22 protein-coding genes and 3 riboswitches are annotated in these 25,372 nt (G+C 71.4%); of the genes, 10 read left to right on the forward strand and 12 right to left on the reverse strand.

What is annotated here, in order from left to right:
- The first annotated feature begins 82 nt into the window (after positions 1-82).
- Positions 83-355, forward strand: coding sequence for an HAD family hydrolase (locus tag FB381_RS07425; RefSeq protein ID WP_281285076.1), 273 nt, complete (start codon positions 83-85; stop codon positions 353-355).
- 4 nt (positions 356-359) lie between these two features.
- Here the strand turns inward: FB381_RS07425 and cbiE are convergent, their stop codons facing one another.
- On the reverse strand, positions 360-1,805 hold the full coding sequence (gene cbiE, locus FB381_RS24235) for a precorrin-6y C5,15-methyltransferase (decarboxylating) subunit CbiE (RefSeq protein ID WP_246088003.1): 1,446 nt from the start codon (positions 1,803-1,805) through the stop codon (positions 360-362).
- A 50-nt stretch (positions 1,806-1,855) separates the two neighbouring features.
- Positions 1,856-2,008: riboswitch (cobalamin riboswitch) on the forward strand.
- A gap of 24 nt (positions 2,009-2,032) precedes the next feature.
- Between cbiE and FB381_RS07440 the strand changes: the two genes are divergently transcribed.
- From FB381_RS07440 to FB381_RS07455, 4 genes are all read left to right on the forward strand, one after another.
- Positions 2,033-4,204, forward strand: coding sequence for a VWA domain-containing protein (locus FB381_RS07440; protein ID WP_246088004.1), 2,172 nt, complete (start codon positions 2,033-2,035; stop codon positions 4,202-4,204).
- Complete coding sequence (cobO, locus tag FB381_RS07445; RefSeq protein WP_141779701.1) at positions 4,204-4,818, forward strand: cob(I)yrinic acid a,c-diamide adenosyltransferase; 615 nt, start codon at positions 4,204-4,206, stop codon at positions 4,816-4,818. Before FB381_RS07440 ends, cobO begins: the two co-directional genes overlap by 1 nt.
- Positions 4,812-7,430: a bifunctional hydrogenobyrinic acid a,c-diamide synthase/histidinol phosphate aminotransferase CobBC gene (gene cobBC, locus FB381_RS07450; RefSeq protein ID WP_141779702.1), complete on the forward strand. Its 2,619-nt coding sequence runs from the start codon at positions 4,812-4,814 to the stop codon at positions 7,428-7,430. Before cobO ends, cobBC begins: the two co-directional genes overlap by 7 nt.
- A 77-nt stretch (positions 7,431-7,507) precedes the next feature.
- A complete protein-coding gene (locus FB381_RS07455) occupies positions 7,508-8,419 on the forward strand; it encodes a cobalamin biosynthesis protein (protein ID WP_246088005.1) in 912 nt (303 codons plus the stop codon).
- A 155-nt stretch (positions 8,420-8,574) separates the two neighbouring features.
- Here FB381_RS07455 and FB381_RS07460 read toward each other — a convergent pair whose 3' ends face one another.
- From FB381_RS07460 to FB381_RS07470, 4 genes are read right to left on the reverse strand one after another with little or no spacing between them, the layout of a single operon-like run.
- Positions 8,575-8,934 (reverse strand): hypothetical protein, encoded by a 360-nt coding sequence (locus tag FB381_RS07460; RefSeq protein WP_141779704.1) that lies wholly within the window; start codon positions 8,932-8,934, stop codon positions 8,575-8,577.
- Positions 8,931-9,062 (reverse strand): hypothetical protein, encoded by a 132-nt coding sequence (locus tag FB381_RS24450; protein WP_268244494.1) that lies wholly within the window; start codon positions 9,060-9,062, stop codon positions 8,931-8,933. The genes FB381_RS07460 and FB381_RS24450 overlap by 4 nt, the downstream gene beginning before the upstream one ends.
- 17 nt (positions 9,063-9,079) lie before the next feature.
- Positions 9,080-10,777: a ribonucleoside-diphosphate reductase subunit alpha gene (locus tag FB381_RS07465; protein WP_141779705.1), complete on the reverse strand. Its 1,698-nt coding sequence runs from the start codon at positions 10,775-10,777 to the stop codon at positions 9,080-9,082.
- On the reverse strand, positions 10,777-11,775 hold the full coding sequence (locus FB381_RS07470) for a ribonucleotide-diphosphate reductase subunit beta (RefSeq protein WP_211352351.1): 999 nt from the start codon (positions 11,773-11,775) through the stop codon (positions 10,777-10,779). Before FB381_RS07470 ends, FB381_RS07465 begins: the two co-directional genes overlap by 1 nt.
- A gap of 127 nt (positions 11,776-11,902) precedes the next feature.
- Positions 11,903-12,118, reverse strand: a riboswitch (cobalamin riboswitch).
- Positions 12,119-12,204: 86 nt separating this feature from the next.
- Positions 12,205-12,388: riboswitch (cobalamin riboswitch) on the forward strand.
- A gap of 115 nt (positions 12,389-12,503) precedes the next feature.
- Here FB381_RS07470 and FB381_RS07475 point away from each other — a divergent pair.
- The 3 genes from FB381_RS07475 to FB381_RS07485 are packed head-to-tail and all read left to right on the forward strand — an operon-like array spanning position 12,504 to position 15,462.
- Positions 12,504-13,523, forward strand: a complete 1,020-nt coding sequence (locus FB381_RS07475; protein WP_211352553.1) for a FecCD family ABC transporter permease — start codon at positions 12,504-12,506, stop codon at positions 13,521-13,523.
- Complete coding sequence (locus tag FB381_RS07480) at positions 13,520-14,359, forward strand: ABC transporter ATP-binding protein (protein ID WP_141779706.1); 840 nt, start codon at positions 13,520-13,522, stop codon at positions 14,357-14,359. Before FB381_RS07475 ends, FB381_RS07480 begins: the two co-directional genes overlap by 4 nt.
- Complete coding sequence (locus FB381_RS07485) at positions 14,356-15,462, forward strand: ABC transporter substrate-binding protein (RefSeq protein ID WP_141779707.1); 1,107 nt, start codon at positions 14,356-14,358, stop codon at positions 15,460-15,462. The genes FB381_RS07480 and FB381_RS07485 overlap by 4 nt, the downstream gene beginning before the upstream one ends.
- On the opposite strand, the gene FB381_RS07490 is transcribed toward FB381_RS07485, so the two are convergent.
- The 7 genes from FB381_RS07490 to FB381_RS07520 form a co-directional block, all read right to left on the reverse strand.
- Entirely contained in the window at positions 15,434-16,258 is an 825-nt protein-coding gene (locus FB381_RS07490; protein ID WP_141779708.1) for an ABC transporter ATP-binding protein, read from the reverse strand. The genes FB381_RS07485 and FB381_RS07490 overlap by 29 nt on opposite strands.
- Before the next feature lie 28 nt (positions 16,259-16,286).
- A complete protein-coding gene (locus tag FB381_RS07495) occupies positions 16,287-17,390 on the reverse strand; it encodes a FecCD family ABC transporter permease (RefSeq protein WP_211352352.1) in 1,104 nt (367 codons plus the stop codon).
- Positions 17,387-18,598: an MFS transporter gene (locus tag FB381_RS07500; RefSeq protein ID WP_141779709.1), complete on the reverse strand. Its 1,212-nt coding sequence runs from the start codon at positions 18,596-18,598 to the stop codon at positions 17,387-17,389. The genes FB381_RS07495 and FB381_RS07500 overlap by 4 nt, the downstream gene beginning before the upstream one ends.
- On the reverse strand, positions 18,595-19,896 hold the full coding sequence (locus tag FB381_RS07505; RefSeq protein ID WP_141779710.1) for an opine metallophore biosynthesis dehydrogenase: 1,302 nt from the start codon (positions 19,894-19,896) through the stop codon (positions 18,595-18,597). Before FB381_RS07505 ends, FB381_RS07500 begins: the two co-directional genes overlap by 4 nt.
- Complete coding sequence (locus tag FB381_RS07510; protein WP_211352353.1) at positions 19,889-20,749, reverse strand: class I SAM-dependent methyltransferase; 861 nt, start codon at positions 20,747-20,749, stop codon at positions 19,889-19,891. Before FB381_RS07510 ends, FB381_RS07505 begins: the two co-directional genes overlap by 8 nt.
- Positions 20,742-21,581 carry a histidine racemase CntK family protein gene (locus FB381_RS07515; RefSeq protein WP_141779711.1) on the reverse strand — a complete coding sequence of 280 codons (840 nt, stop codon included), beginning with the start codon at positions 21,579-21,581 and terminating at the stop codon, positions 20,742-20,744. Before FB381_RS07515 ends, FB381_RS07510 begins: the two co-directional genes overlap by 8 nt.
- Before the next feature lie 125 nt (positions 21,582-21,706).
- Positions 21,707-22,690 (reverse strand): ABC transporter substrate-binding protein, encoded by a 984-nt coding sequence (locus FB381_RS07520; RefSeq protein WP_211352354.1) that lies wholly within the window; start codon positions 22,688-22,690, stop codon positions 21,707-21,709.
- Between the two features lie 154 nt (positions 22,691-22,844).
- Between FB381_RS07520 and FB381_RS07525 the strand changes: the two genes are divergently transcribed.
- Entirely contained in the window at positions 22,845-24,914 is a 2,070-nt protein-coding gene (locus FB381_RS07525) for an MMPL family transporter (RefSeq protein WP_141779713.1), read from the forward strand.
- Between the two features lie 233 nt (positions 24,915-25,147).
- On the forward strand, positions 25,148-25,363 hold the full coding sequence (locus tag FB381_RS07530) for a CbtB domain-containing protein (protein WP_141779714.1): 216 nt from the start codon (positions 25,148-25,150) through the stop codon (positions 25,361-25,363).
- Positions 25,364-25,372 lie beyond the last annotated feature (9 nt).

Raw genomic sequence — 25,372 nt, forward strand, 5'->3', positions numbered from 1 at the left:
CCCTAGACGATCGACCCATGGGCTGACGTGTGTCCCGGCGTACGCGGCTTCGCCGGTCCGGAAGGATCGGCGCGACCGGCAGATCGGGCGGTTCATGGACTTCGTGCTGGTCCGGGAGGACTACGACCGGGCCAAGCCGCACCCGGAGCCCTATCTGGCCGGGTTGAGGCGGTTCGGTGCTACCGCGGAGGAGGCGTTGGTCGTCGAGGACGCCTCCCGAGGACTGGCTTCGGCGGTCGCCGCGGGCATCGACTGCGCGGTCGTACGCAACGAGTTCACCGCGGATCAGGACTTCTCGGCGGCCACCCATCGGATCGACAGCTTGGCCGAGGTGACGGGCATCGTCCGCGCGTGAGCTGCTACTCGGAGCGCTGAAAGGCCCACTGCACGACCGTGCGCTGGGGTGCCCAGCCGCGGAAGGTGCCGATCGAGTCGACGGACTCCACCGAGATCCGGGTCAGCTCGCCGCCGTGCTCGGCGTGCTGCTTCGTGAGGAGCTGCTCGGTCTCCAGGGTGACGCCATGGACGACGATCCGGCCGCCGGGTCGGAGCGCGGAGAGGCAGGCGTCGAGCACGCCGGGGCGGGTCGCGCCGCCGCCGATGAAGACAGCGTCGGGGGTGGGCAGGTCGGACAGCGCGTCGGGTGCGCGGCCTTCGACGACGCTCAGGCCGGGGGTGCCGAGGTGGACGGCGTTGCGGGTGATCCGGGCTGCCCGCTCGGGGTGGCTCTCGACGGCGGTCGTCGTGCACGTCGGGTGCGCCCGCATCCACTCGATGCCCACCGATCCGGCGCCGGCTCCGACGTCCCACAGGTGTTGCCCCGGGGCCGGGGCGAGACGCGCGAGGGCCGATGCCCGCAGGTCGCGCTTGGTCAGTTGACCGTCGTGCTCGAAGGCGTCGTCGGGCAGGCCGGCGACCCAGGTCGTGGGGAACGACTGTGTTGGTCTCGACACGCCTCCGCCCAGGGGCTCCGGCGGCTCGACCGACGGGCCCCCGTCGGGCAGGCCGGCGACCCAGGTCGTGGGGAACGACTGTGTTGGTCTCGACACGCCTCCGCCCAGGGGCTCCGGCGGCTCGACCGGCGGGTGGCCCCCGTCGAGCGGCTCCGGCGGTTCGACCGACGGGCCCCCGTCGGTTGAGCCGGACCCGCGAGGAACGAGCGGGTCCGTGTCGAAACCAACACGGTCGGCTTCACACTCGATCGCGACGATGTTGAGCTGCGGGGACGCGCCCGACCAGGTGGCGGCGGTGGCGGCGCGGGCGGTCTCCGTCTCTGCGCCCAGGTCACCCAGCACGGTCATCGTCGAAGCGTCGAAACCGGCGGTGACCAGCAATTTTGCGATCTTCTCCGGTGTCGAGCCGTCGGATGAGAGGGCGAGGATGCGGCGGCCGGGGGAGCGCTCGCGGGAGACCAGGGAGACGTCGCGGCCGACGAGGCTGACGACCGCGCACGACTCGGCCGCCCAGCCCATCCGGGCGCGGGCGAGGGCGACGGAGGAGACGGCCGGCTCGATGCGTACGGACTCACGCCCGAGGGCCGAGATCAGGGTCGTGCCGATGCCGGAGACCAGCGGGTCGCCGGAGGCGAGCGCGACGACCGAGGTGGTCGGCAGCGACTCGAGCAGAGCCGGCAGCCCCTCGCGCAACGGGCTCGGCCAGGGCTCGCGCCGCTGGCCGGCGACGTCGGGCACCATGTCGAGGTGGCGCTTGCCGCCGAGGAGCACGCCGGCGTCGCGGATCAGCCGCTGGTGGCGTACGGGAATCTCGTCCCAACCTCCGGCACCGATGCCCACGACGACGATCATGGGGCCAGAGGCTACAGTGACCGCACAGTCGCGAGGTGCCCCGACCGCCCAGCCGACGGATCCGTGCAGGAGCCGACGGTGACGGTGCGAAGGGAGAATCTGGGAAGCCGGTGAGAGTCCGGCACAGGCCCGCTGCGGTGAGTCGAGCCCCATCCGTGGGGCCTCGGCAAGTCCGAAGACCGGCCTCGCGACCATCCAGTCAATGCGATAGGGAGCGGGAGCCTCTCATGCCGGTGCACTACCCATTTTCTGCCGTCCTCGGCTGCCAGGCCGACTCTGCCGACGGGCTCGACGACATGGGCCTCGCGCTCGTGCTCACCACGATCTCCCCGGAGATCGGCGGCGTGCTCGTGCGCGGCGAGAAGGGCACGGCCAAGTCGACGGCCGTACGCGGCCTGGCGGCCGTGCTGCCCTCGATCTCGGTCTACGCGGGCGATCGGTTCTCGATCGACCCGGCCGACGGCTCCGCCGAGTCGCCCGACGGTCCGTTCGGCGCCGCTGCGGCCGTGGAGAGCCGGCCGGTGCGGCTGGTCGAGCTGCCCGTGGGGGCCAGCGAGGACCGGGTCGTCGGCTCGATCCACCTGGAGAGCGCGCTCTCGCGTGGAACCGTCGAGTTCGAGCCGGGGCTGCTCGCCCGCGCCCACCGTGGGCTGCTCTACGTCGACGAGGTCAACCTGCTCCACGACCACCTGGTCGACCTGCTGCTCGACGCCGCCGCGATGGGCCGGGTCTCGGTCGAGCGCGACGGCGTCTCCGTCTCGCACGCGGCGCGCTTCGTGCTGATCGGCACCATGAACCCCGAGGAGGGCGAGCTGCGCCCGCAGCTCCTCGACCGTTTCGGGCTCACCGTCGAGGTCGCGGCGCCGCGCGATCCTTCCCTCCGCGCCGAGGTCGTACGCCGCCGGATGGCCTTCGACCTCGACGCCGCCGCGTTCGCCGAGCGGTTCGGCCCGGGTGAGCGGGCGCTGACCGCGCGGATCGCCGAGGCGCGTGAGCTGGTCGGCAAGGTGCGTCTGACCGAGGCCGGGCTGCTCAAGATCGCCGAGGTGTGCGCCGCGTTCGAGGTCGACGGGCTGCGCGCCGACATCGTCACCGCCCGCACCGCGGTCGCCCACGCCGCCTGGGCAGGTCGCTCCGAGGTGACGCGTGCCGACATCCGGCGGGCCGCGCTGCTCGCCCTGCCGCACCGGCGCCGGCGCAACCCGTTCGACGCTCCCGGGCTCGACGAGGACCTGCTCGACCGGATCCTCGGCGACGACGAGCTGCCTCCTGAGCCGCCGGAGGGTGGGCCGGACGATGGCTCGGACGACGGCTCGGGTGACGACTCTGTTGGTCTCGACACGCCTCCGCCTAGCGGCTCCGACGGCTCAACCGACGGGGAAGACAGCTCCGACGGATCGGCCAGCGGGGACGACGGGTCCGACGGGGGAGAACCCCTGTCGGTCGAGCCCGCGAGCGAAGCGAGCGCCGAACCAGACGGCAACAGCGAGACCAACACAGACGCTCCCGCGGACGACCAGCCCCCAAACGAGCCCCAGGCTCCTTCAGGCGTCGCCCCCGAGTCCGTCACCTCCGCGGCTCAGGCCTACCGCCCCCGCCTGCTGACCGTGACCGGCCTCGGCACGGGCCGCACCGGCGGCCGGAGCAAGGCGATCGGCAGCAGCGGCCGCCGGATCGGCGCGACCGAGGGCGGCCGAGGCGGGCTGCACCTCGTCGAGACGCTCAAGGCCGCGGCAGGCAAGCAGGCCGCCCGGGGGCGTACGACCGGACGGGTCGAGCTGCGCACCGAAGACCTGCGCACGGCCATCCGCGAAGGTCGCGAGGCCAACCTGGTGCTCTTCTGCGTCGACGCGTCGGGCTCGATGGCCGCGCGCAAGCGGATGGCACAGGTGAAGGCGGCCGTGCTCTCGCTGCTGCTCGACGCCTACCGGCGTCGCGACAAGGTCGGGATGGTCACCTTCCGCGGCGAGGGCGCCGAGGTGGCGCTGCCGCCGACCGGGTCGGTCGACCTCGCGGCGGCCCGCCTCGACGAGATCCCCGCCGGGGGGCGTACGCCGCTGGCCGAAGGCCTTCTCGAGGCCGCCCGGGTGCTGCAGCGCGAGCAGCTGCGCGACCCCGACCTGCGGCCCTTGCTGGTGGTGGTCACCGACGGCCGCGCCAACTCGCGCACCCATGGGAAGGCTGCCGTGAAGCGCTCGCAGCAGGCCGCCGCGTACGTCGCCGGTCTGGGTGTCACCACCGTCGTCATCGACTCCGAGAGCGGCCCGATGCGGCTCGGGCTGGCGCGCGAGCTGGCCGGTCACCTGGGCGCCGAGCACGTGCCGGTCGCCGAGGTCAGCGCCGAGGCGTTGACGTCGGCCGTGCACGGATACACCACTGTTGGAAAGGGAGCAGCCTGATGCCGAAGGGACAGCCGCTCAACGTGCCCGACGACGGGCTCACCACGCGTCAGCGCCGCAACCGGCCGCTGGTGATGGTGCACACCGGGCCGGGCAAGGGGAAGTCGACCGCCGCGTTCGGGCTCGCGCTGCGCGGGTGGAACCAGGGCTGGCGGATCGGGGTCTTCCAGTTCGTGAAGTCGGCCAAGTGGCGCATCGGCGAGCAGACCGTGCTCGAGCGCCTGGGTGCTCTGCACGAGGAGACCGGCGAGGGCGGCCCGGTCGACTGGCACAAGATGGGCTCGGGCTGGTCGTGGTCGCGCAAGCAGGGCGACGCCGAGGATCACGCCGCCGCGGCCGCCGAGGGCTGGGCGGAGATCAAGCGTTGCCTGGCTGCGGAGACCTACGACCTGCTCGTGCTCGACGAGTTCACCTACCCGATCAAGTGGGGCTGGGTCTCCGCCGAGGAGGTCGCCTCCGAGCTCGCGGCGCGGCCCGGGCGCCAGCACGTCGTGATCACCGGGCGTGACGCCGACCCGGCGCTGCTCGAGGTGGCCGACCTGGTCACCGAGATGACCAAGATCAAGCACCCGATGGATGCCGGCCAGAAGGGGCAGAAGGGCATCGAATGGTGACCCTGCCTCGGCTGGTGGTCGCGGCTCCCTCGACGGGCTCGGGGAAGACGACGATCGCCACCGGGTTGATGGCGGCGCTGCGCGCCTCCGGTCACGAGGTCAGCGGGCACAAGGTCGGGCCCGACTACATCGACCCGGGCTATCACGCGCTCGCCACCGGGCGTCCGGGCCGCAACCTGGACCCGCACCTGGTGGGCGAGTCGCGGGTGGTTCCGTTGCTGCTCCACGGTGCGGCCGGGGCCGACGTGGCCGTCATCGAGGGGGTCATGGGGCTCTACGACGGCCGCCTCGGCACCTCCGGGTTCGCCTCGACCGCTCACGTCGCCGCGCTGACCTCCTCGCCGGTGGTGCTGGTGCTCGACGTCGCCCGGATGTCGCGCTCCGCCGCCGCGATCGCCGCCGGGATGGCGGTCTTCGACCCGTCCGTACGCATCGGGGGAGTCGTGCTCAACCGGTGTCGTCCGGGGCGCAACGCCGACGAGATCACCGGCGCTCTGGAGCAGCACGGTCTGCCCGTGCTCGGGATGCTGCCGCCCGACGAGACGCTGGCGACTCCGTCGCGCCACCTCGGGCTCGTGCCCGTCGACGAGCGGGCGGAGTCGGTCGCGCTGATCGAGCGGCTGGGGGAGCAGGTCGCTGCGCATCTGGATCTTGCCGCTCTGCTGGACGTTGCGCGGTCGGCGCCTGGGCTCGAGGGAGATGCCTGGGATCCGGTGCTGGCGTTGCGCGGGGACGACTGTGTTGGTTTCGAAACGGCGTCGTTCGTTCCTCACGACGCCGGCTCGACCGACGGGGCCACCCCTGTCGGTCAAGCAGCTCCCGTCGGTCGAGCCGCGAGCGCCAGCGAGCGTGTCGAGACCAACACAGTCGAGGACCAGAGTGATCGCCCCGTGATCGCCGTCGCCGGCGGACGCGCGTTCACGTTCCGCTACCCCGAGACCGAGGAGCTCCTGGAAGCAGCAGGCTGCGACTTACACCCCTTCGACCCGCTCACCGACCCCGCGCTCCCCGAGGGCACCAGCGGGATCTACCTCGGTGGCGGCTTCCCCGAGATGTACGCCGCCGAGCTCGCCGCCAACCGGTCGCTGCTCGCCGACCTCCGGACCGCGGTGGAAGCCGGGATCCCGACGGTCGCCGAGTGCGCCGGACTGCTCTATCTGGCCGAGTCGCTCGACGGCACTCCCATGGCCGGCGCCCTCCCCGCCCACGCAGCGATGAGCGAACGACTCACTCTGCGCTACCCCGTCGCAACCGCCGCCTCCGACTCCCTCCTCACCCGCGCCGGCGAGGAGGTCACCGGCCACGAGTTCCACCGCACCGCCACCTCGCCCGCCGCCGGCACCGAGGCGGCCTGGACCGTCGACGGCGCACCGACCGGATTCAGCAGCGACACGGTGCATGCGGCGTACCTGCACGTGCACTGGGCCGGATACCCGCACCTCGCCCGCCGTTTCGCCGACGCCGCACGTTCGTTCGCCCCCGTCGGTCGAGCCGCGAGCGCCAGCGAGCGTGTCGAGACCAACACAGTCCTCTCGAGCGCGACAGTTGACCGTGTTGGTCTCGACACGCCTCCGCCTAGCGGCTCCGGCGGCTCGACCAGCGGGGTTGCTGATCCGCTGCGACACCACGGAGACGTCGAAGTCGGCAAGGGGCTGCTCGACTTCGCGGTGAACGTCTACCCGGGCGAGCGGCCGAGCTGGCTCGACGAGGCGCTCCACGAGTCGCTCGCCTCGACGGCCTATCCCGACGAGGAGCCCGCACGCGCTGCGCTGGCCAAGCACCACGGCCGCGAGCGTGCCGAGGTGCTGCCGACGGCGGGGGCGGCGGAGGCGTTCACTCTCGTCGCGCGAGCACGGCCGTGGCGGAAGCCTGTCGTCGTCCATCCCCAGTTCACCGAGCCGCACGCGGCGCTCGAGCAGGCCGGTCACAGCGTCACCGAGGTGCGTCTGAGCGCCCGGGACGGGTTCGCACTCGACCCGGCCGCGGTGCCCGACGACGCCGATCTGGTCGTCGTCGGCAACCCGACCAACCCGACCGGCGTGCTCCACCCGGCAGCCAGCCTCCGCGCCCTCGTCCGCCCAGGGCGGCTGGTCGTGGTCGACGAGGCGTTCATGGATGCGGTGCCCGGCGAGCCGGAGACGCTCACCACCACCCGCGACGACGGCCTCCTGGTCATCCGCAGCCTCACCAAGCACTGGTCGATCCCCGGTGTCCGCGCCGGCTACGTCGTCGGCGACCCGGCCGCGGTAGGTGACCTCGAGGCCGTGCGTACGCCCTGGTCCGTCTCGTCCACGGCAACCGCCGCGATGCTCGCCTGCGCCACCGAGCGCGCGAGCGCCGAAGCCCGCGAGCGCGCCGAGCGGATCGTGGCCTGGCGCGACCACCTCGAGGCGGGTCTGCGGGCCCAGCAGATCGAGCACGTCCCCTCGACGGCCTCCTTCGTCCTCGCCCGCCCGGGCGCCGGCGTCCGTGAGCTTCTGCGCGACGAAGGCGTCGCCGTACGCCGCGCCGACACCTTCCCCGGCCTCGATCCGGAGTGGGTGCGGATCGCCGTACGCCCGCCGGAGAAGACCGACCGCCTGCTGTCGGCGCTGAGCAGGTGCAAGCGATGACGCCGTGTGCTGCCCAGCGTGCGCCCAGGCGCACCTCTGGCAGCACACCGCGGGCGGTTGGGATTCTCCTTGGGTTTGTGCTTGATCGTCTTGTCGGGGATCCGCGGCGGTTTCATCCGGTTGCCGGGTTCGGCACGGTGGCGGCTCGGGCCGAACGCGCCTGGTATGCCGACGATCGAGCCCGAGGCGTCCTCCACACCGTCACCTTGGTCGGGGGAGCGGTGGTCCTCGGCGCCGCCGCGGAGCGGGTCGTTCCCGGCCGCGCCGGACGGATGCTGCTGACCGCCGCCGCGACCTGGGCGGTGCTGGGCGGACGCTCGCTGGAGCGGGAGGCGCTGGCCGTCCATGCGCATCTCGCCGCCGACGACCTGCCGGCGGCGCGTGAGCAGGTGACCCGCCTGGTGGGTCGCGACACCGCCGCCCTCGACGCCTCCGAGGTGACCCGCGCGGTCGTCGAGAGCGTCGCCGAGAACACCTCCGATGCGGTCGTCGCGCCGCTGGTCTGGGGAGCGATCGGGGGAGTCCCCGGCCTGCTCGGCTACCGCGCCGCCAACACGCTCGACGCCATGGTCGGCCACCACAACGAGCGCTACGAACGCTTCGGCTGGGCCAGCGCCCGGCTCGACGACCTGCTCAACCTGCCCGGCTCCCGGCTGTCGGGCGTGCTCGCGACGGCGGCCGCGCCGAGCGGCGCGGGCGCTGCCGTACGCGCCTGGCGACGTGACGCCGCCTGGCACCCCAGCCCCAACGCCGGGGTCGTCGGGGCCACCTTCGCGGGCGCGCTGGGCGTACGGCTGGGCGGCACCAACACCTACTACGGCACCCGCGTCGAGCACCGCGCCGTCATGGGTGACGGCCGCGCGACCGAGCCCGCCGACATCCCCCGCTCTACCCGGCTGGCCCGCCGGGTCGGCATCGGCGCGGCGCTGGTCGCGGCGGCGTACGTGGCGTCCGGCCGGATCCGCTGGCCGAGCCGCCGGAGCCGCTAGGCGGCCGAGCGAAGCGAGGGCGGCGGAGGCGTGTCGAGACCAACGCAGTTCTATCGGGCGCGGCAGGGGACTGTGTTGGTCTCGACACGCTCGGCCGCGGGCGGCCTCGCGGCTCGACCGGCAGTGGTGGTCGCGGCGGCGTACGTGGCCGTCGCTCAGCGTCCGTGACGGAAGGCCCGAGCCAGCACCGCGGGCGGAGCATCAGCGATGCCTGGTCCGCCCTCGCCGGCCCAGCGGGCCAGGGCGTCGGCGACCCGTGCCGTGCCGACCCGGGCGACCCAGACGGGCCGGGCGCCGCTCCGCCGGCCCTCCGGTGAGGGGCCGACGACCACGACGTCGGCCTTCTCGCAGGGGCCGAGGCAGTCGGCGACGCGCACCGTCGCCGACTCCCCGGCCGCCTGGCTCAGGGTCGTGAGCACCGCCTCGTGGTCGACCCCGGGCGACTTGCGCTCGGTGCCGCAGCAGCATCCGCGGCAGACCGTCAGCGTCGGCCGCCCAGCAACGGGGCGGGTCACCCCTCGCACGCCTCGCAGTCAGGGCCGTTCTCGATCGCGCAGACCTCGGCGTCGCTCCAGTCGTCCCAGCTCAGGTCGTCGATGGCGTCGGTGGTGGTCGTGGTGGTCGGGTTCTCGTTCATGGTCATGCCTCTCGTGAGCCGGATCAGTTCTTGGGGGTCTGCTTGCTGGCCTGGATCCCGGCCCGCGAGCGCAGGTAGTACAGGCTCTTGATGTTCGGGTCGAGCAGCGCGATCTTGTGGATCTTGCTGATGTACTGCGGGGTCGCGTCGGCCTGGAAGAACAGGTTGAGCGACTGCGCCTGGTCGATGTAGACCTGCCGGTCGGAGGCGCGGGCGAGCAGGATCTCCTGGTCGATCTCGTAGCCGGTCCTGAAGACGTCCTTCTCGTGGTCGTCGAGCCAGTCCACATGGGCCACGGAGCCACCGTGGTCGATGATGTCGTCGATGTGCGTCTGGTCGTAGACCCCGCGCTCGGTCATCACCTCGACGAGGTTCTGGTTGGCCCGCGGCATCTCGCCGGCCGAGGTGGTCTGGTTCCAGACGTTGGCGACGTACGGCTCGATGCCCTGGCTGGTGCCGCCCACGATCACCGCGGTGCTCATCGTCGGCGCGATCGCCATCAGGTGGGAGTTGCGGCGGCCGACGCACCACCCCGGCACGCCGGCGACCGAGCCCATCCACCGCGACGCCGCGTCGGCGCGGGTCGAGATGTGCTCGAAGACGTCCTTGTTGAGCGCGGCGGCCTTGTCGGACTCGAACGGCACCCGCTGCTTCTGCAGGTAGTCGTGGTAGCCCATCACGCCCAGGCCCAGGCTGCGCGCCTTCTCGGTGTAGCGCACCGCCCGCTCCAGCCCGCGCACCGTGCGGGCCTTGCGCAGGAACGCCTCGGCGACCGCGTCGAGGAAGACCGTCGCGACGTACGCCGTGTCCTGGTCCTTCCACTCGTCGTAGGTCGAGAGGTTCAGCGAGGAGAGCACACAGGTGTAGGAGTGGTCCTCGTCGCTGAACAGGGTGATCTCCGAGCACAGGTTGGAGGCCTTGTTCTCCAGGCCGCTGGCCTTGTAGGACTCGGTCTGCGCTGCGTTGACCGTGTCGACCTTCCAGATGTAGCCCTTGCCGAGCACGACCCGGATCTTCAGCACCCGCTGATAGCGCTCGAGCGCGTCGCGGTCGCCGGCGAGCATCCGGTTGATGAACGCCTGGCTGAAGATCCAGCCGATGTTCTTGTTGGCCGGCTCGCGGAAGATCAGGTCGGCGAGCTCGTAGAAGTCGGGGTGGTCCACCGGCAGGTAGCCCGCCCAGGAGCCGCGGCGGGTGGCGCCCTGACTGATCTGGTTGGTCATCTCGACGAAGTTGCCGAAGACCGGCACCACCCCGTTGGCCTTGCCGTTGTCGGAGAACTTCGCGCCCCGAGGACGTACGTCGCCGAGGTAGGCCGAGGTGCCGAACCCGTGCTGGGACAGGATCGCGGCCTCCTTGAGGGTCTCGTAGAAACCCCAGACCGAGTCCTCGACGTACGAGCCCTCGCACGAGACCGGCAGGCCGCGGTCGGTGCCGAGGTTGGAGAGCACCGGCGTCGACGGCGAGAGCCAGCCGTTCCAGATCGCCTCGAAGAACTTCTCGGTCCAGGAGATGCCGTCCTCGCGGGCGTACATCTCGTCGGCCAGGTCGCCGGCGGTCGCCGCGATCCTCCGGTAGCGCTCCCGGACGCTCTGGCCCTCGACGGTGTATTTCGCCTTGAACATCGCGTAGCCCGCGGTGGTCATGAAGGTCGGCACGGTGCCCGAGTCCTGCAGCGCCTTGCGCTCGGCGGAGAGGGTCTCCCAGTTGTTGTTCGTCATCAGAAGCTGAACTCCATCTCGCCGATGTTGCGGTTGTATTCGTTGCCGGTGACCTGGAAGAAGTCGTGGAACTGGGTGCCGTTGATGCCGCTGTAGAACCACTCGGCGATCGGGTTGTCCTCGACGCCGAAGAGCGGCTCCATCCGCATGTTCTCCAGCGTCATGTCGACCCGCGACCTCACGAACGCCTCCAGGTCGGCCTGGTCGATGCCCTCGATCGGGCCGTGGGCGAAGAGCATCTCCACGATCCGGGCCTCGTGGGCGTAGAGGTGCTCGGCGACGCCCCTGACCCGGGCGAACAGGTCGGCGCGCTCGGCCTCGAACTGCTCGGCAGAAACGGTCGCGGCGTACTCCTCCAAGAGCGTGTTGAACAGCCAGGCGCCGCCGGTGGCGTGCAGGTTCTCGTCGCGGGCGGAGAAGTTGATGCCGCTGATCACGTTCTGCAGCAGGTTCTTCCCGCCCGACTGGAAGTGCTTGAGGAAGGCGAAGTTGGAGTAGAGGACGCAGTTCTCCATGAGCGTGAAGACGCTCAGTGCGTAGAGGAGGTCGTCGTCGGCGATCGCGTCCCAGACGAACGCGATCCGCTCGGCCAGCACCGGGTCGTTCTTGTAGGAGTCGTAGAACTCCTCGGTGTCGATCATCAGCGTCTTGTTGAGCTTCGCGTAGAACGGCGCGTGCATGTTGAGCTCGGCGAACGAGAACGCGTTGGTCATCATCTGGATCTCTGGCCGCGGGAACGCGTGGAAGAGCCGGTCGCCCCACACCTCGCCGCCGAGGATCAGCTCGTAGATGGTGAACAGCTTCAGCGTCGTCTTGACCGCCGCCTGCTCGGCGTCGGTCATGTTGACCAGGAAGTCCTGCTTGTCGTTCTCGACCGGGATCTCCTCGGCGGTCCAGAAGATGCTCCGCTGCTTCTTGGCCAGGTCCTCGGCCATCGGGTAGTCGAAGACGTACGCCGCCTTCTCGGTGCGGATCGGCAGACCGTCGGTGTCGATCATGTCCGTGCCCCCTTCGTCGGCGGGCCCCGCGGCCCGCGTGGATGTCTCGTGCATCCGTGTCGAGGGCAGAAGAGGCCGGCACCGACGGCGCTCGATCCCCTGACCTTCCCTCGAGGTCGCGGACCCCACCATGAGGTGGGCACTGGCAGGTCTTCGGACTCGTGGGCGTCGTACGCGGTCCTAGTGGCCGTCGCTTCCCAGGGGCATGGCTTGCTCCCAGTGCTTGGTGACGGCGGTCGTTCCCACTCACCGCTGCGGGGCAGTCCCGGACTCTCACCGGGTTCCCTCTTGCCTCTCCCGCCTCGTCACCGAGGAGGGAGAACCAGCTGCGGGCACCACTATATGCGGGAATTACACCGATGCAACTATCAAGATCTTGTGCTTCGCGGAGATGTGACTCAGGCCGCCCGGAGCGCCTGGCGAGCCGTGCTAGCCTCTCCTCGAGTCGAACGCATCCTCGAGATGCCAGGGAACTCCGGTATGAATCCGGGACTGGCGCGCAGCGGTGAGGGCGACGGCGGCGCTACACCAGCCACTGGGACGTGAGTTCTTGGGAAGGCAGCGTCGCCGGGTGAACCCGAGTCCGAAGACCTGTCGGCTCAGATGTACGTCAACGGCCCTCGCGATCAGGGTCCCGAAGACCTGAGAGGCCGACCGCCGTGGCAATCGCCTGCCGCACCGCCGATCCCACCGGTACGTCCGAGCCGGGCCGGGCTCGCGGGCGCCGGGTGCCGTTCGTGCCGCTGGTGGTGGTGCTCCTGGTCGCCTCCGTGCTCAGTGCCGTGGCCTCCTTGGCGTTCGGCACCGAGCGGATCCCGCTCGGGGAGGTCGTCGCCGCGGTCACCGACCGGGTCCAGGGCAACCCTCCCGGCCGTTGGGACGTGATCGTGTGGGAGCTGCGGATGCCCCGGGCGCTGATGTCCTTGGTCGTCGGAGCCGGGCTGGCGGTCGCCGGAGCGGGCATGCAGACGCTCGTACGCAACCCCTTGGCCGACCCGTTCCTGCTCGGGATCAGCTCGGGCGCCTCGGTGGGCGCGACCGCGACGATCACCACGGGCGCGCTGGCCGGCCTCGGCATCTACGCGCTCTCCACCGGGGCGCTGCTCGGCGCGATCGGGGCCAGCGTGATGGTCTGGCTGGTCGCGACCGCGCAGGGTGGGCTGACCCCGATCCGGCTGGTGCTCTCCGGGGTGGTGCTCTCCTCGGGACTCTCCGCGATCGCCTCGTTCCTGGTCTTCGCCAGCGACGACCCGCGCGCGGCCAACTCGGTGATGTTCTGGATGCTCGGCAGCGTCGGCGGCGCCAGCTGGGAGCGCCTGTGGGTCCCGGCCGTCGTCGGCCTCGTCGTCGCCGTCGGCATGCTGGCGATGCACCGCTGGCTCGACGCGCTCGCCGCCGGCCCGGAGACCGCGGCCTCCCTCGGTGTGAACGTGATGGCGCTGCGCGCGGGGCTGTTCGTCGCGCTGGCGGTGCTCGTCGGCGTGCTGGTCGCGGTCAGCGGCGGCATCGGCTTCGTCGGGCTGATCGTGCCCCACGCCGCCCGCCTTCTGGTCGGTGCCCGACACCGGGTCGTGCTGCCGGTCGCGGCGCTGGGCGGCGGGCTGTTCCTGCTCTGGGTCGACGTGCTCGCCCGGCTCGTGGCCCGGCCGCAGGAGATCCCTCTGGGCGTGGTCACCGGCGTCGTCGGCGCGCCGCTCTTCCTGCTGCTGATGGGTCGCAGCCGCTACCGGTTCGGCGGCGAGTCATGAGCGCGTCCGGACAGGTGCTGAGGCTGCGCGGGGTCGGCGCCCGGCTGGGGGAGCGGGAGGTGCTGCGCGACGTCGACCTCGACGTGCCGGCCGGAGCCAGGCTCGGGATCGTGGGCGTCAACGGCGTGGGAAAGTCGACCCTGCTGCGCATCCTGGCCGGCGTACGTCGCCCGAGCACCGGCCACGCCGAGCTCGCCGACGAGGCCGGCGACCTGCAGCCCGCAGTGCGCATCCCGGCCCGCGCCCGGGCGCGGCTGCTGGCCTACGTCCCGCAGGAGGAGGTGGCCTCGGCCGAGCTGCTCGTCGGCGAGATGGTTGCGCTGGGTCGGGTGCCGCGCACCCGGCCCTGGGCACGCGGTGGCCGCCGCGAGCGCGAGATCGTCCGGGCGGCGCTCGAGGTCGTCGGGCTGGGCGACCGGATCGACGATCCTTGCGACCGGCTCTCCGGCGGTGAGCGGCGCCGGGCCGTGCTGGCTCGCGGCCTGGCCCAGGAGAGCCCGACGATGCTGCTCGACGAGCCGACCAACCACCTCGACGTCGCCTGGCAGCTGCATCTGCTCCAGACCGTCTCCGACCGGGCCACCACGGTCGTGGCAACCATCCACGACCTCGATCTCGCGCTGCGCTCCTTCGACCGGCTCGCCGTGCTTGGCCGACCGCCCGGCGTACATCCGGAGACCGGCCCGGCGACCGTCGTCGCGCAGGGACCGCCCGAGGAGGTCCTCGACGCCGTCCTGGTCGAGGACCACTTCGGAGTCGGCTCCGTCCAGGTGCCCCACCCGCACCTGCCCCAGTCTCACCTCCTCATCCATCCTCGGAAGGACACCTCCGCATGAGCCCCACGACCCGCCCCGTACGCCGCGCCCGACTCACCGCGCTGGCCGTGCTCGCCCTGGGCGCCACCGTCCTCACCGCCTGCGGCGCCGACAGCGACAACGACGGAGCTGCCGGCGCTGCCGGTGCTGGTGCGATCAGCGTCGAGAACTGCGGTGAGAAGGTCAGCGTCGACAAGCCGGTCACCGAGCTCTACGCGTACGACGGCGGCATCATCTCGATCGCGCTGGCGGTCGGCGCCCGCGACGAGCTGGCCGGGGTCACCGGGATCGCGCGCGACCAGGAGGTGCTCGAGCTGGCCTACCCGCAGGACCGGGTCGACGACCTGAAGGTCGTCGGCGACAAGGTGCCGACGCTGGAGACCGTGCTGGCGCTCGACCCGCAGCTGATGTTCGCGGGCTGGGGCTACGGCTTCAGCGAGTCGCGCAACCTGGTGCCGCAGAGCGTGGAGGAGCACGGGATCGAGACCTACCTGCTCAGCGAGACCTGCCGCCAGGACGACGGCGCCCGCGGCACCATGGACGCCTGGACGGCGCTGCGCACCGACCTGCTCAACATCGGCACGCTGACCGGCCACGAGCAGACCGCGAAGAAGACGGTCGCCGACATCGAGGAGCGCCGCGACGCCCTGGAGCGCGCGCCGCAGCCGGAGAAGAAGCCGACCGCGTTCCTCTTCGACTCCGGCACCGACGCGGTCTTCACCTCCGGCTCCTTCGGCGGCCCGCAGGCCATCTTCGACAGCGCCGGGGTGACCAACGCGACCGCCGACGTCGAGGACACCTGGACCGAGGTCGGCTGGGAGCGCCTGGCCGCGGCCGACCCCGACGTCATCTACTTCGTCGACTACCCGGGGCAGTCCTACGCGGAGAAGGTCAAGGTGCTCGAGGCCAACCCGGCCTCCCGCGACCTGACCGCGGTCAAGGAGAAGCGGTTCGTGAACCTCCCGTACGCGATGTGGGTCTCCGGTCCGCTCAACATCGACGCTGCGGAGTGGGTGCGCCGTTCCCTGGAGCGCTTCGGGCTCGCGCCGTCTTCTGGGATCGAGCCGCGGCTCGACATCACCGAGCTCGGCAGCCTCACCGGCAACGAGTGGCTGGCGCGGTAGCGACCGGCTCGTTCTCGGGATCGGTCTCGGCCAGAGCCTCGTCGGCCGGGCTGAAGACCAGCTGGAGGCACCCGTCGACCGTGACCGGCTCGACGTGGATGCCGTAGACGGCGCTGAGGACAGGTGAGGTCACGACCTCCTCCGGCGCCCCGGTGGCCACAACGCGACCATGGTCGAGCAGCACCAGCCGGGTGCAGTAGCGAACGGCGAGGTTGAGGTCGTGGAGCACGACCACGGAGGTGACTCCGAGCCGACCGACCATCCGCAGCAGCTCGTGCTGGTAGCGGATGTCGAGGTGGTTGGTCGGCTCGTCGAGGAGGATGTGGTCGGCCTGCTGCGCCAGCGTCCGGGCGACCAGCACCCGTTGCTTCTCCCCGCCGGACAAGGTGGCGTAGCGGCGCTCGGCGAGATGGCGGGCGCCGACCCGCGTCAGCGCCGAGGCCACCGCCCGGTGGTCGTCTCGGGTGAACGCGGCCAGCGCCCGGCGGTGCGGGGCGCGTCCCAGCAGCACCATGTCGGCGACGGTGACGGGCAGGTCGGAGGGTGTCTCCTGGGCGACCACCGCGATGCGACGGGCCAGGTCGGGTCCGCGCAGCTCGGCAACCGGGCGGTCGTCGAGGGTGACCAGCCCGGCGCGGGGGCGCAGCGCTGCGTACATGGTGCGTAGGAAGGTGGTCTTGCCGCTGCCGTTCGGCCCGATGAGGCCGACCACCTCCCCGGGCGCGGCCTGCAGGCCGACCCCGTCGATCACCAGGGTGTCGTCATAGCCGACGCTGACGTCGGTCGCCGCGATCATGTCAACGGCTCCTCTCGGTTGGTGGGGGTCATCCGCTCGGGTTGAGTCGGCGTACGAGCAGGAACAGCAGGGGCGCGCCGGCCAGCGCTGTGACGATGCCCAGCGGCAGCTCCTGTGGCATCAGCGCGGTGCGGGCGAGCACGTCGGCCCACACCAGGAAGATCGCGCCCAGCAGCGCGGCGACGGGGAGCAGCCGCCGGTGGGAGGTCCCGACGCACATCCGTGCCACGTGCGGGATGATCAGCCCGACGAACCCGATACCGCCCGACGCCGCGACCACAGCGCCCACGCACAGTGCGATCGTCACCATGACCAGCGCCCGAAAGCGCGTCGGCGAGATGCCGTACGTCTGTGCCGTCGTGTCGCCGATGGCCAGCGCGTCCAGGCGACGTGCCCACAGCACCAGCAGCGCCAGCGTGGCCAGCACGACCACCCAGGTCACCAGGGCGGAGCCGCCGGTGGCCAGGGTCAGCGACCCGAGCGTCCAGAACAGCACCGAGCGGCCGGCGTCGGGGTCGTCGGAGGCGAAGATCAGGAACGAGGTGAGCGCGTGCAGCACGTAGCCGACCGAGACCCCGGCCAGCACGAGCCGCGTCGAGGTCATCTGCCCGCCGACCCGGGCCAGCAGGTAGACCACCACCCCGGCCAGCAGCGCCCCGACGAACGAGCTGGCCGCGAGCGAGGACGACCCGACGCCGGCGCCGAACCCGAACAGGATCGTCGCCGCGGCCACGCTCGAGGCGCCGGAGGTGACGCCCAGCAGGTAGGGCTCGGCCAGGATGTTGCGGGTCAGCGCCTGCAGGCCGACGCCGGCGATCGCGAGCCCGGCGCCGACCGCGGCGCCGAGCAGCACCCGCGGCACCCGCAGGAGCCAGACGATCGACTCCTGGGCCGGGGTCCAGGTCATCTCGACCGGCACCCCGAACAGGTGGCGGCCGACGATCTGGGCGACGGTGTCGACCGGCACCGCTGCCGGCCCGAGGCCGACCGCGACCGGGAGGGTGACCAACAGGGCGATCACGAGGCCGCCGATCCACAGGCCGGTGTGGCGCCGACGTCGGTCGTGGTCGAGGTCGTCGTCGAGGTCGCCGTCCTCGATCCGGTCCATCGCCGCCGTTGCGTCGTACGTCACGCAGCATCACCCCGCAGCGTCAGCGCCGCCGCGAGGGCGAGCAGGGTGAGCCCGCCGAGCACAACGGCCGCACCGAGGTAGCCCGCTGCGGCCAGCCCGGCCCCGGCCGCGGCGGTGCCGAGGAACAGGCCCAGGCTCATCCCGGCCGAGTTGAGGCTCAGCGCCGTGCCGCGCACGCTCGCGCAGCGGCGCACCAGGAGGGTGACCACGGCGGCTGCGACGACGGCGTGGCTGGCCGAGAGCACTGCGGTGGCGAGCAGCGCCAGCGGGAGGGTGGGTGCGACGTACACGGCGATCAGGGCGGCCAGCGCGACGGCCAGCGCGACCACCATCACCCGGTGGCTGCGGGCGGGGGAGTCCTCGGTGTTCAGCAGCCGACCGGAGACGAGGTGGCCGACGAAGAAGGAGCCGCCGCTGAGCCCCCACACGAGCGCGAACGTCGTCGGAGCGAGCTCGAACCGGTCGGCGTAGAGCGGAGCCAGGAACGCGAGGTGGCCCATGAAGGCGCCGGCGCGGGCGAAGGCGACCAGCAGGAGGGAGCGCGCGCCGGGCACGCCCGCGAGCGTGCGGAAGGCGGCCAGGTAGCCGAGCCGCGGGGGTTGCTCCGCGGCTCGTTTCTCGCGACCGAAGCCGAACAGCAGCGGCGCCAGCAGGAGCGCGATGACGCCTACCGCGACCAGGTCGCCGCGCCAGCCCCACCACAGGGTCGGCACCACCAGCAGCGGTGCGCCCAGGGTGGAGGCCAGGGTCTGCGAGGTCATCACCAGCGTCGCCGCCCGTCCTGCTGCGGGACCGGAGCCGAAGCGGTCCGCGGCCGCGGTCGACAGCGCCGGGTAGAGCATCGCGTTCGACACCCCGGTCAGGAGACAGAAGGCGATCAGGGCAGGGAGCCACGACACGGTGCCGATGAAGGCCGCGGCAGCGAGCAGGGCCAGCGCGACCGCGGCGACCCGCCCCGGCGCGATCCGCCCGATCAGCGGCGCCAGCACGACACCGACCACGACCGCGCCGATCCCGCCGAGCCCGCGCAGCGACCCGACGGCAGCCTCGCCGTCGCCGGCGGCCTCTGCGATCGCCACCAGGAAGGTGCTGAACACGGTGAAGGGCAGCAGCCCGACCGCCGAGGCGAGCAGCGTCGGCCAGACGGTCGCGATGATCTTCCGCTCGCTGGGCAGCGTCTCGGTAGGGCTCATGTCGAGGTCACTCATCGGGCGCCCTCGATCCCGGCGCAGATCAGCTCCAGGTCGTCGGCGAAGTCACGGACCTCGAAGGCCTCGCTCATCGGGTCGCCGGCGTGCTGCGTCCTGGCTCGCACGAGATGCTCTTCGTAGGCCGCCAGCAGCGCGTCGATCCTCGGGCAGGCGACGCCGAGGTGCCGGGCCACACCCTGGATGACCTTGGTGCGGTAGTAGTCCTCCTTCGGCATCCGGGGCACGTCCCAGGCGCCGGCGGCGTTGCGGTGGATCGGCCGGATCGGGATGGCGGAGAAGTCGAAGTACCTCCCGTCGTGGTCCGGCTCCGAGAACGGGTCGATGAGCAGCGATGCGTAGCGCACGTAGACCAGATACTCCTGGTGAGTGGTGGGCAGCCGCTCGAAGGCGGCGATGTCGGCCGGCGCGATGCTCTCGGGACGTACGGGATAGCTGTCCTCGAGCATGAACGCCAGCAGGTTGACCCCGGTGCCGCCCAGCCGGGTGATGATCGCGGTCAGCTCCCGCCACATCGCGACCATCGTTGCGATCAGCGACGGCGTGATCGGGCCCTCGGGGAAGAGCTTGTAGACGTACTTCGGGGGAGCGCCGGGTGCCGCCGTCGCGAAGACCCCCTCGAGGGTGAACGGGTTCATGAACAGCGGCGGATGGACGTAGAGGGAGATGTTGCGCGACTCGGCCTCGACCGGCCGCGGGCACAGCTCCAGGGTGATCCCGACCGACTCGAACAGGTCACTGAGCGTGTCCAGCGTTGCCGAGGATCCGGCGGTCGAGCCGGCGTAGATGCGGTGCTTGACGCCGGCGGTGAGCGCCGTCGCGCCCGGGGTCCTCTCCGGCCACCGGGTGTCGCCCAGATAGCTGGAGAAGCTGATCACCTCGGGATCGAGGCCCTGCTGCCGGGCGTACTCCTGCACGAGCGAGCTCGAGCCGAGCGTCGGCGAGAGCAGCACGATCCGGCTGATCCGGCCGAGCACCTGATGGTCGAGCTGCCTCAGCACAGGGACGTACGCATCGGCGGTGACGGTCAGCACCAACGTGTCCCACGCGCCGGTGACGCTCGGGTAGCCCTGGAACCGCTGCGCCGGGCGGCCCTCGCCTCGCAGCGCGTCGTGTCGCTCGCTCTGCACCTCGACCCGCAGGACGCCGGACCCGTTCAGTGCCGTGAAGAAGGCCTCCGACCGCTCCGAGATGCGACCCGCGATCCCGACCGGGCGTCCCAGCCGGGCCAGCAGCACCGCGGTCTGTACGGCGGCCGGGCCGGTCCCGGCGACCAGCACGTCTCCGAGATCAGTCATCGCCGGCTCCGTCCTGGGCGGCGCTCGGTTTCGCGTAGAGCGCGATGTCGAAGACCTGGTCGGGGCGGCGGATCGTATCGAGCAGACGCCACCGGTCGGGGTCGACCTCGCGCATCGGGTAGTTGAACAGCGACTTGAGCCCGTCGCCGAAGCGCATCGCGACGACGACGTCGTCGCGGGTGACCGCGTGCAGCCGCTCCAGGATCTGATACTTCACCTCGACCGTGGAGCTGATCATGATGTGGGTGGCCTCGCGGGTGAAGGCCAGCTCCTCGGCCGCGAGGTTCTCCAGCGAGATGTCCAGGCCGCTGCCGAGGCGCTGCACGACCTGGCGGCCGAGGTCGACTGCCTCCGGGTCGATGTCGACCCCGGCCGTCGGCACCCCGGTGCGCTCCGCGGCGTGCAGCAGCGTCATCGGGAACGATCCGGACCCGACCAGCAGCAGCCGGGAGTCCCGGGTCGGCGCGACCGCGCCGAACTCCTCCTCGATGCACGACTCGACGTTGGCGAAGTAGCCGACCGAGCCGCTGCGACCGGCCAGCAGCCGCAGGGCTCGATACTTCTCCATCACCGCGGCGCACCGTGCGGACTGTGTGCGCAGCTCGGCGACCAGACTCTCCGTCTCGGCGCTCCTGGCGCTGCTGATCTCGGCGAACGGCGCCTGGTTGCGCTCGTCGGTGACATAGGTGGAGTAGTCGGCCATCACCTGCTCGAGGTCGGCCGCGTGCTGCGTCGACCCGTCGTAGGTGTCGGCGGCGGTGGTGAAGCGCGTCCGGTAGGCGCGCAGCGTGGTGAGCATGTCGTGGGCAGCGGCGGTGATCGCCGGTGCGGTCTGGGGCGGGAGATCAGACATGGACGTACGCCGTCCCTTCGGCCACGATGCCGACGTGACCACCGATGCGTAGCCCGGTGACGCCGGTCGGGCCGAGATCGGCCCAGACGTGCATGCGGCCGCCCGGCTGGTGGACGCTCGTCCGCACCGGGCCGCCGGCCCGAGTGGCCAGATAGGCGCCGAGCGCGGCCGTCCCGGAGCCGCAGCTGCGCTCCCAGACCATGGTGCCCAGGGCAGGCACGTTCACCAGCGGCGCCAGCTCGCGGCGTAGCGGGTCATAGAGCATGACGCCGACGACGGAGACGCCCTCGGTCGCGCCGAGGTAGGCCGCCATCACCTCCGCCCGCTCCCGCATCTCCGGCCCCGGTCGGTCGCACTCGACGACGAGATGGACGGCATCGGGGTAACGGACCAGAGCCGAGCGGCCCTCGCTCGCGCCCGAGAACGGGTACGCCTCGACCCGGCTCGGGGCCGGCACCGCGAGGTCGCAGCGGTAGCCGTCGTGCTGGTGCTCGACCCGGCAGGCCAGCGCACGATCGGTGCCTGAGGCCTCCAGGGCGATCTCGGTCCGCTTGCCCACGGCGAGGCCGTGCTCGGCGGCGGTCAGCACGGCCAGCGCCATCGACGCGTTGCCGCAGAACTCGTCGCCGGCCATGTGCAGACGCACCTGAGCGGCCGAGATCGAGGGCGTCGTGACGAAGCCGACCTGTTCGGCGTGGACGTGGGTCGCGGACAGCAGCTGGGTCGCGATCGGCCGGTAGGCGTCGGGCGCATGACGGCTGGTGACCAGCAGCGTCGTGTTGCTCGTCGGGCTCAGCTTCACGAACTCGACCGCGGCCGTGTCCCGGGCCATCGCGTGACGTGGCCGATGGCGAGAAGGTACGGCGTGCGAGGGTCGGGTCGCGGCGCCACGGTCGTGTCGGTGCGCCTCTCCGGGGCGAGTCAGGGGGTGGGTTGTGGGGTGGTTCACCGGGTGGTTCACGAGGCGGCCAGCCTGTCCGCGAGGAGCTCGAGCCCGTCGACGGCGAGCGGGCCGGGGGAGGTGTAGAAGTAGTTCAGCGGCAGCACGGCACCGTCCTTCTCGATCGCCTCGATCCCGGCGAGCTCTGGACGATCACGAAGCGCGTCGATGACGTCCTCGTCGCTCTCCAGGCTCGAGGAGCCGGTGGGCAGATACATCGCGAAGACCAGGTCCGGTGTGCTGTCGACCAGCTCCTCGGTCGAGGGCTCGAAGTAGCGCTTCGGCACGTCGGCGAAGACGTTGTCCAGGCCCAGCTCGGTCATCTGCTCGGCGACCAGGGACTGGCCGCCGTAGGAGCCCAAGGTGCCCTCGGTCGGCACGTAGAGCGGCACCGCGCTGCGCCGCGGGCCGCTCGCCCGGTGGGCCGCGGCCTCGACGCGCTTCTGGAGGTTCTGCACCGCCTGCTTCGCCGTCGGGTCGGTCCCGAACAGCCGGCCGTACGTCTCGATGTCGCGGTAGATCAGGTCGAACCCGCTCAGGCCGTCGGTGGAGCGGTCCTCGAAGCCGGCGCAGTAGCCGCTCACGGTCAGCATCTGCACGCCGGCCTTGTCCAGCCGGGCGGCGAGTGCGTCGATGTCGACACCTGCGGTGACATCGGTGCCGATGACGGCGTCGACGCCGGAGCTGACGATCATCTCGAACGAGACGTCGTGGGAGTCCTCGGTGACCCGTTCGGCTTTCTCGACCACCGTGCTCGTCGCTTCGTCGAAGGGTACGTCGAGGCTGCCGGCGTAGTGGGTGATCTTGTCGCCCGCGCCCGCGGCGACGAGCAACGACGGCGCCTCCGAGCCGATCGCCATCACTCGTTGCGGCGGCGAGTCGAACTCCACCTCCCGGCCGCAGCTGTCCACGGTGGTCGCACGCCGGTCGGCCTCACCGATCGTGCTGCCTGAGCTGGCCGCACCACATCCGGTCGCCGCCAGCATGGCCAAGACGGACACCGCAGTGCCCCAGGGCTTGAGACCTCTCATCGGTCGATCACTCCGTTCTCATCGGTGCCTACGCTGCGCAGGCCGACCAGACAGTAATGAGAACGGTTATCAATGTCAAGGAGGGGGGTATAGAGTTCGGGCTCCGCCAACACGATGGAGTCGCATGAAGCACCTTGCTCGGCTGCAGACCGGCCGGATCTCATCGTTGGTGGTTCTCGCCGTCGCGGTGCTCGCCCTCGGTGCGCTGTTCGCGCTGCTGCCCACGACGTCGAACGACTCCGCGCCTCCGTCCTCGGCGCCCGATGACGCCGACTCCTCGCGGGTGGCGAGGCTGCTGAAAGCCTTCCCGGACGCGGACCAGAGCCTGGCGCTCGTGGTGGTCGCGACCGGCGACGGATCGGCGTTCTCCGCGGAGCAGACGGCTTATCTCGAGGCTGCCGTCGCCGGGCTCGCCGCCGAGTCGGTCGCCCCGCAGGCGGTCCGGCCGCAGCTGAACGAGGACCGTTCGGCCGCGATGATCGCGGTGCCGGTCGAGGGTGCGGGTGGCGAGTCGGAGGCGATCGTCGAGCAGGCCGACCGGCTCCGGGAGATCGCCACCGAGGGCCGGCCTGATGGTGTCGACACCTACCTCTCCGGCGCTGTCGGCTTCCAGGCCGACACCGTCAACGCCTTCGCCGGCACGGACGTACGTCTGCTGCTGGTCACTGCGGGAGTGGTTGCTCTGCTGCTGATCCTGACCTACCGCAGCCCGGTGCTGTGGCTGGTGCCGCTCCTGGTGGTGGCCACCGGCGACGGGCTGGCGCGATTCGTCGTCGGCGCCATCGCGGAGCGGTTCGACATCGCGGTCGACGCCTCCATCATGGGCATCTTGTCGGTCCTGGTCTTCGGGGCCGGCACCAACTACGCGCTGCTGCTGATCGCCCGCTACCGCGAAGGGCTGCTCGCCCACGAGGACCGACGGGTGGCCATGCGTGAGGCCGTCGCCGGAGCGGGGCCGGCGATCCTCGCCAGCGGCGGCACGGTCGTGCTCAGCCTGCTGATGCTGCTCTTCGCCAGCCTCTCCGGCAACCGTGCGCTCGGCCTGGCGTGTGCGATCGGGATCGCGATCGCGCTCGCCATGGCTCTGTTGGTTCTCCCGGCCGCCGTGCTGGTCTGCGGCCGTGGTCTGTTCTGGCCGTTCGTCCCGCGACCCGGCGCCGAGCGCACCGAACGGCCGTCGTTCTGGGGGCGGGTGGGCCGGGGCGTACGCAGGCGGCCGGCGACGATCGCGGCCGCCACCGTCGTCGTCCTCGGCATCCTCGCTGTCGGTCTGTTGGGTGCCAGGATCGGGCTGAGCCAGACCGAGCAGCTCCTCGGCGATCCGGAGTCGGTCCAGGGTGAGCGGGTCGCGACCGAGGCGTTCGGCAGCGACTACGGCACCTCGCTGACCGTGCTCGCCCCCGACGACCAGGCTGCCCCGGCCGTGGCCTCGGCGAAGACCGTCACCGGTGTCGGTGACGCGACTGTCTCGGGCGCCGCAGAGGGCTGGACCCGGATCATGATCGCCGTCGAGGGCGGATCGCAGACCGACGAGGCCTTCTCGACGATCCGCGACCTCCGCGAGACGTACGCGGACGACGCAACCCTCGACGGCGTGCTGGTCGGCGGGCCGGATGCGTCCGCACTGGACGAGAACGACGCCGACGCGCGCGACCGTAACCTGATCATCCCGCTGATCGTGCTGGTCGTGTTCCTGGTCCTGGTCGTGCTGCTGCGGTCGCTGCTCGCGCCGGTCCTGCTGATCCTGACGGTGCTGGCGACCTTCTTCGCGAGCCTGGGCGCCGGCAACCTCCTCTTCCAGAACCTGCTCGGGTTCCCGGCCTTCGACAACCGGGTCGTCCTCTACGCGTTCCTGTTCCTGGTCGCGCTAGGGGTGGACTACAACATCTTCCTGACCACCCGCGCCCGCGAGGAACGCGCCCGGCTCGGCACCCGCGACGGCATGCAGGAGGCGCTGAGCGTCACCGGTGGCGTCATCACCAGCGCGGGCATCGTGCTCGCGGCGGTGTTCGTCGTGCTCGGCATCCTCCCCGTCGTCGCGCTCGCCCAGATCGGCACCATCGTGTGCATCGGCGTGCTGCTCGACACCCTGGTCGTACGCACCCTGCTCGTGCCCGCGCTGGCCTTCGTCCTCGGCGAGCGGTTCTGGTGGCCGGCCCGACACGTGAAGAGCCGGGTCAACTCTCCGAGGTGACCGACGTGATCGTGATCGAGCAGGTGAGGGGGCCTGGGCGAGCTGATCCTGTATCTGGAAGCCAGTCTCGGGGCCGGGTTAAGTCCGTTAGAGTGCAGCGAACGGGCACGAGGAAGCCGGTGGAACTCCGGCACAGTCGCGCTACTGTGACATCGCCTCAAGGCGGTGGAGTCAGACCCGAGTGTCCGTCCAACCCCAACGAACAGGGACGCACGTATCCCTGAGGAGGACTTATGTCGCAGCCTGCTGTCGCACCCGTCGCGGGTGCCGCCGTTCCGACCATCCCGCTCCGTGAGCTCGCGCCGTGGGCGCTCTTCTTCGGGCTCCTCGGTCTGCTGGTGATCTTCTTCATCAGCGCCGACCAGGGCGCCATCTCGATCCCGTCCGGCACGTTCGTCCACGAGTGGGTCCACGACGGTCGCCACCTCCTCGGCTACCCCTGCCACTGATGAGTGCGC

Source organism: Nocardioides albertanoniae, assembly GCF_006716315.1.
GTDB classification, from domain to species: domain Bacteria; phylum Actinomycetota; class Actinomycetes; order Propionibacteriales; family Nocardioidaceae; genus Nocardioides; species Nocardioides albertanoniae.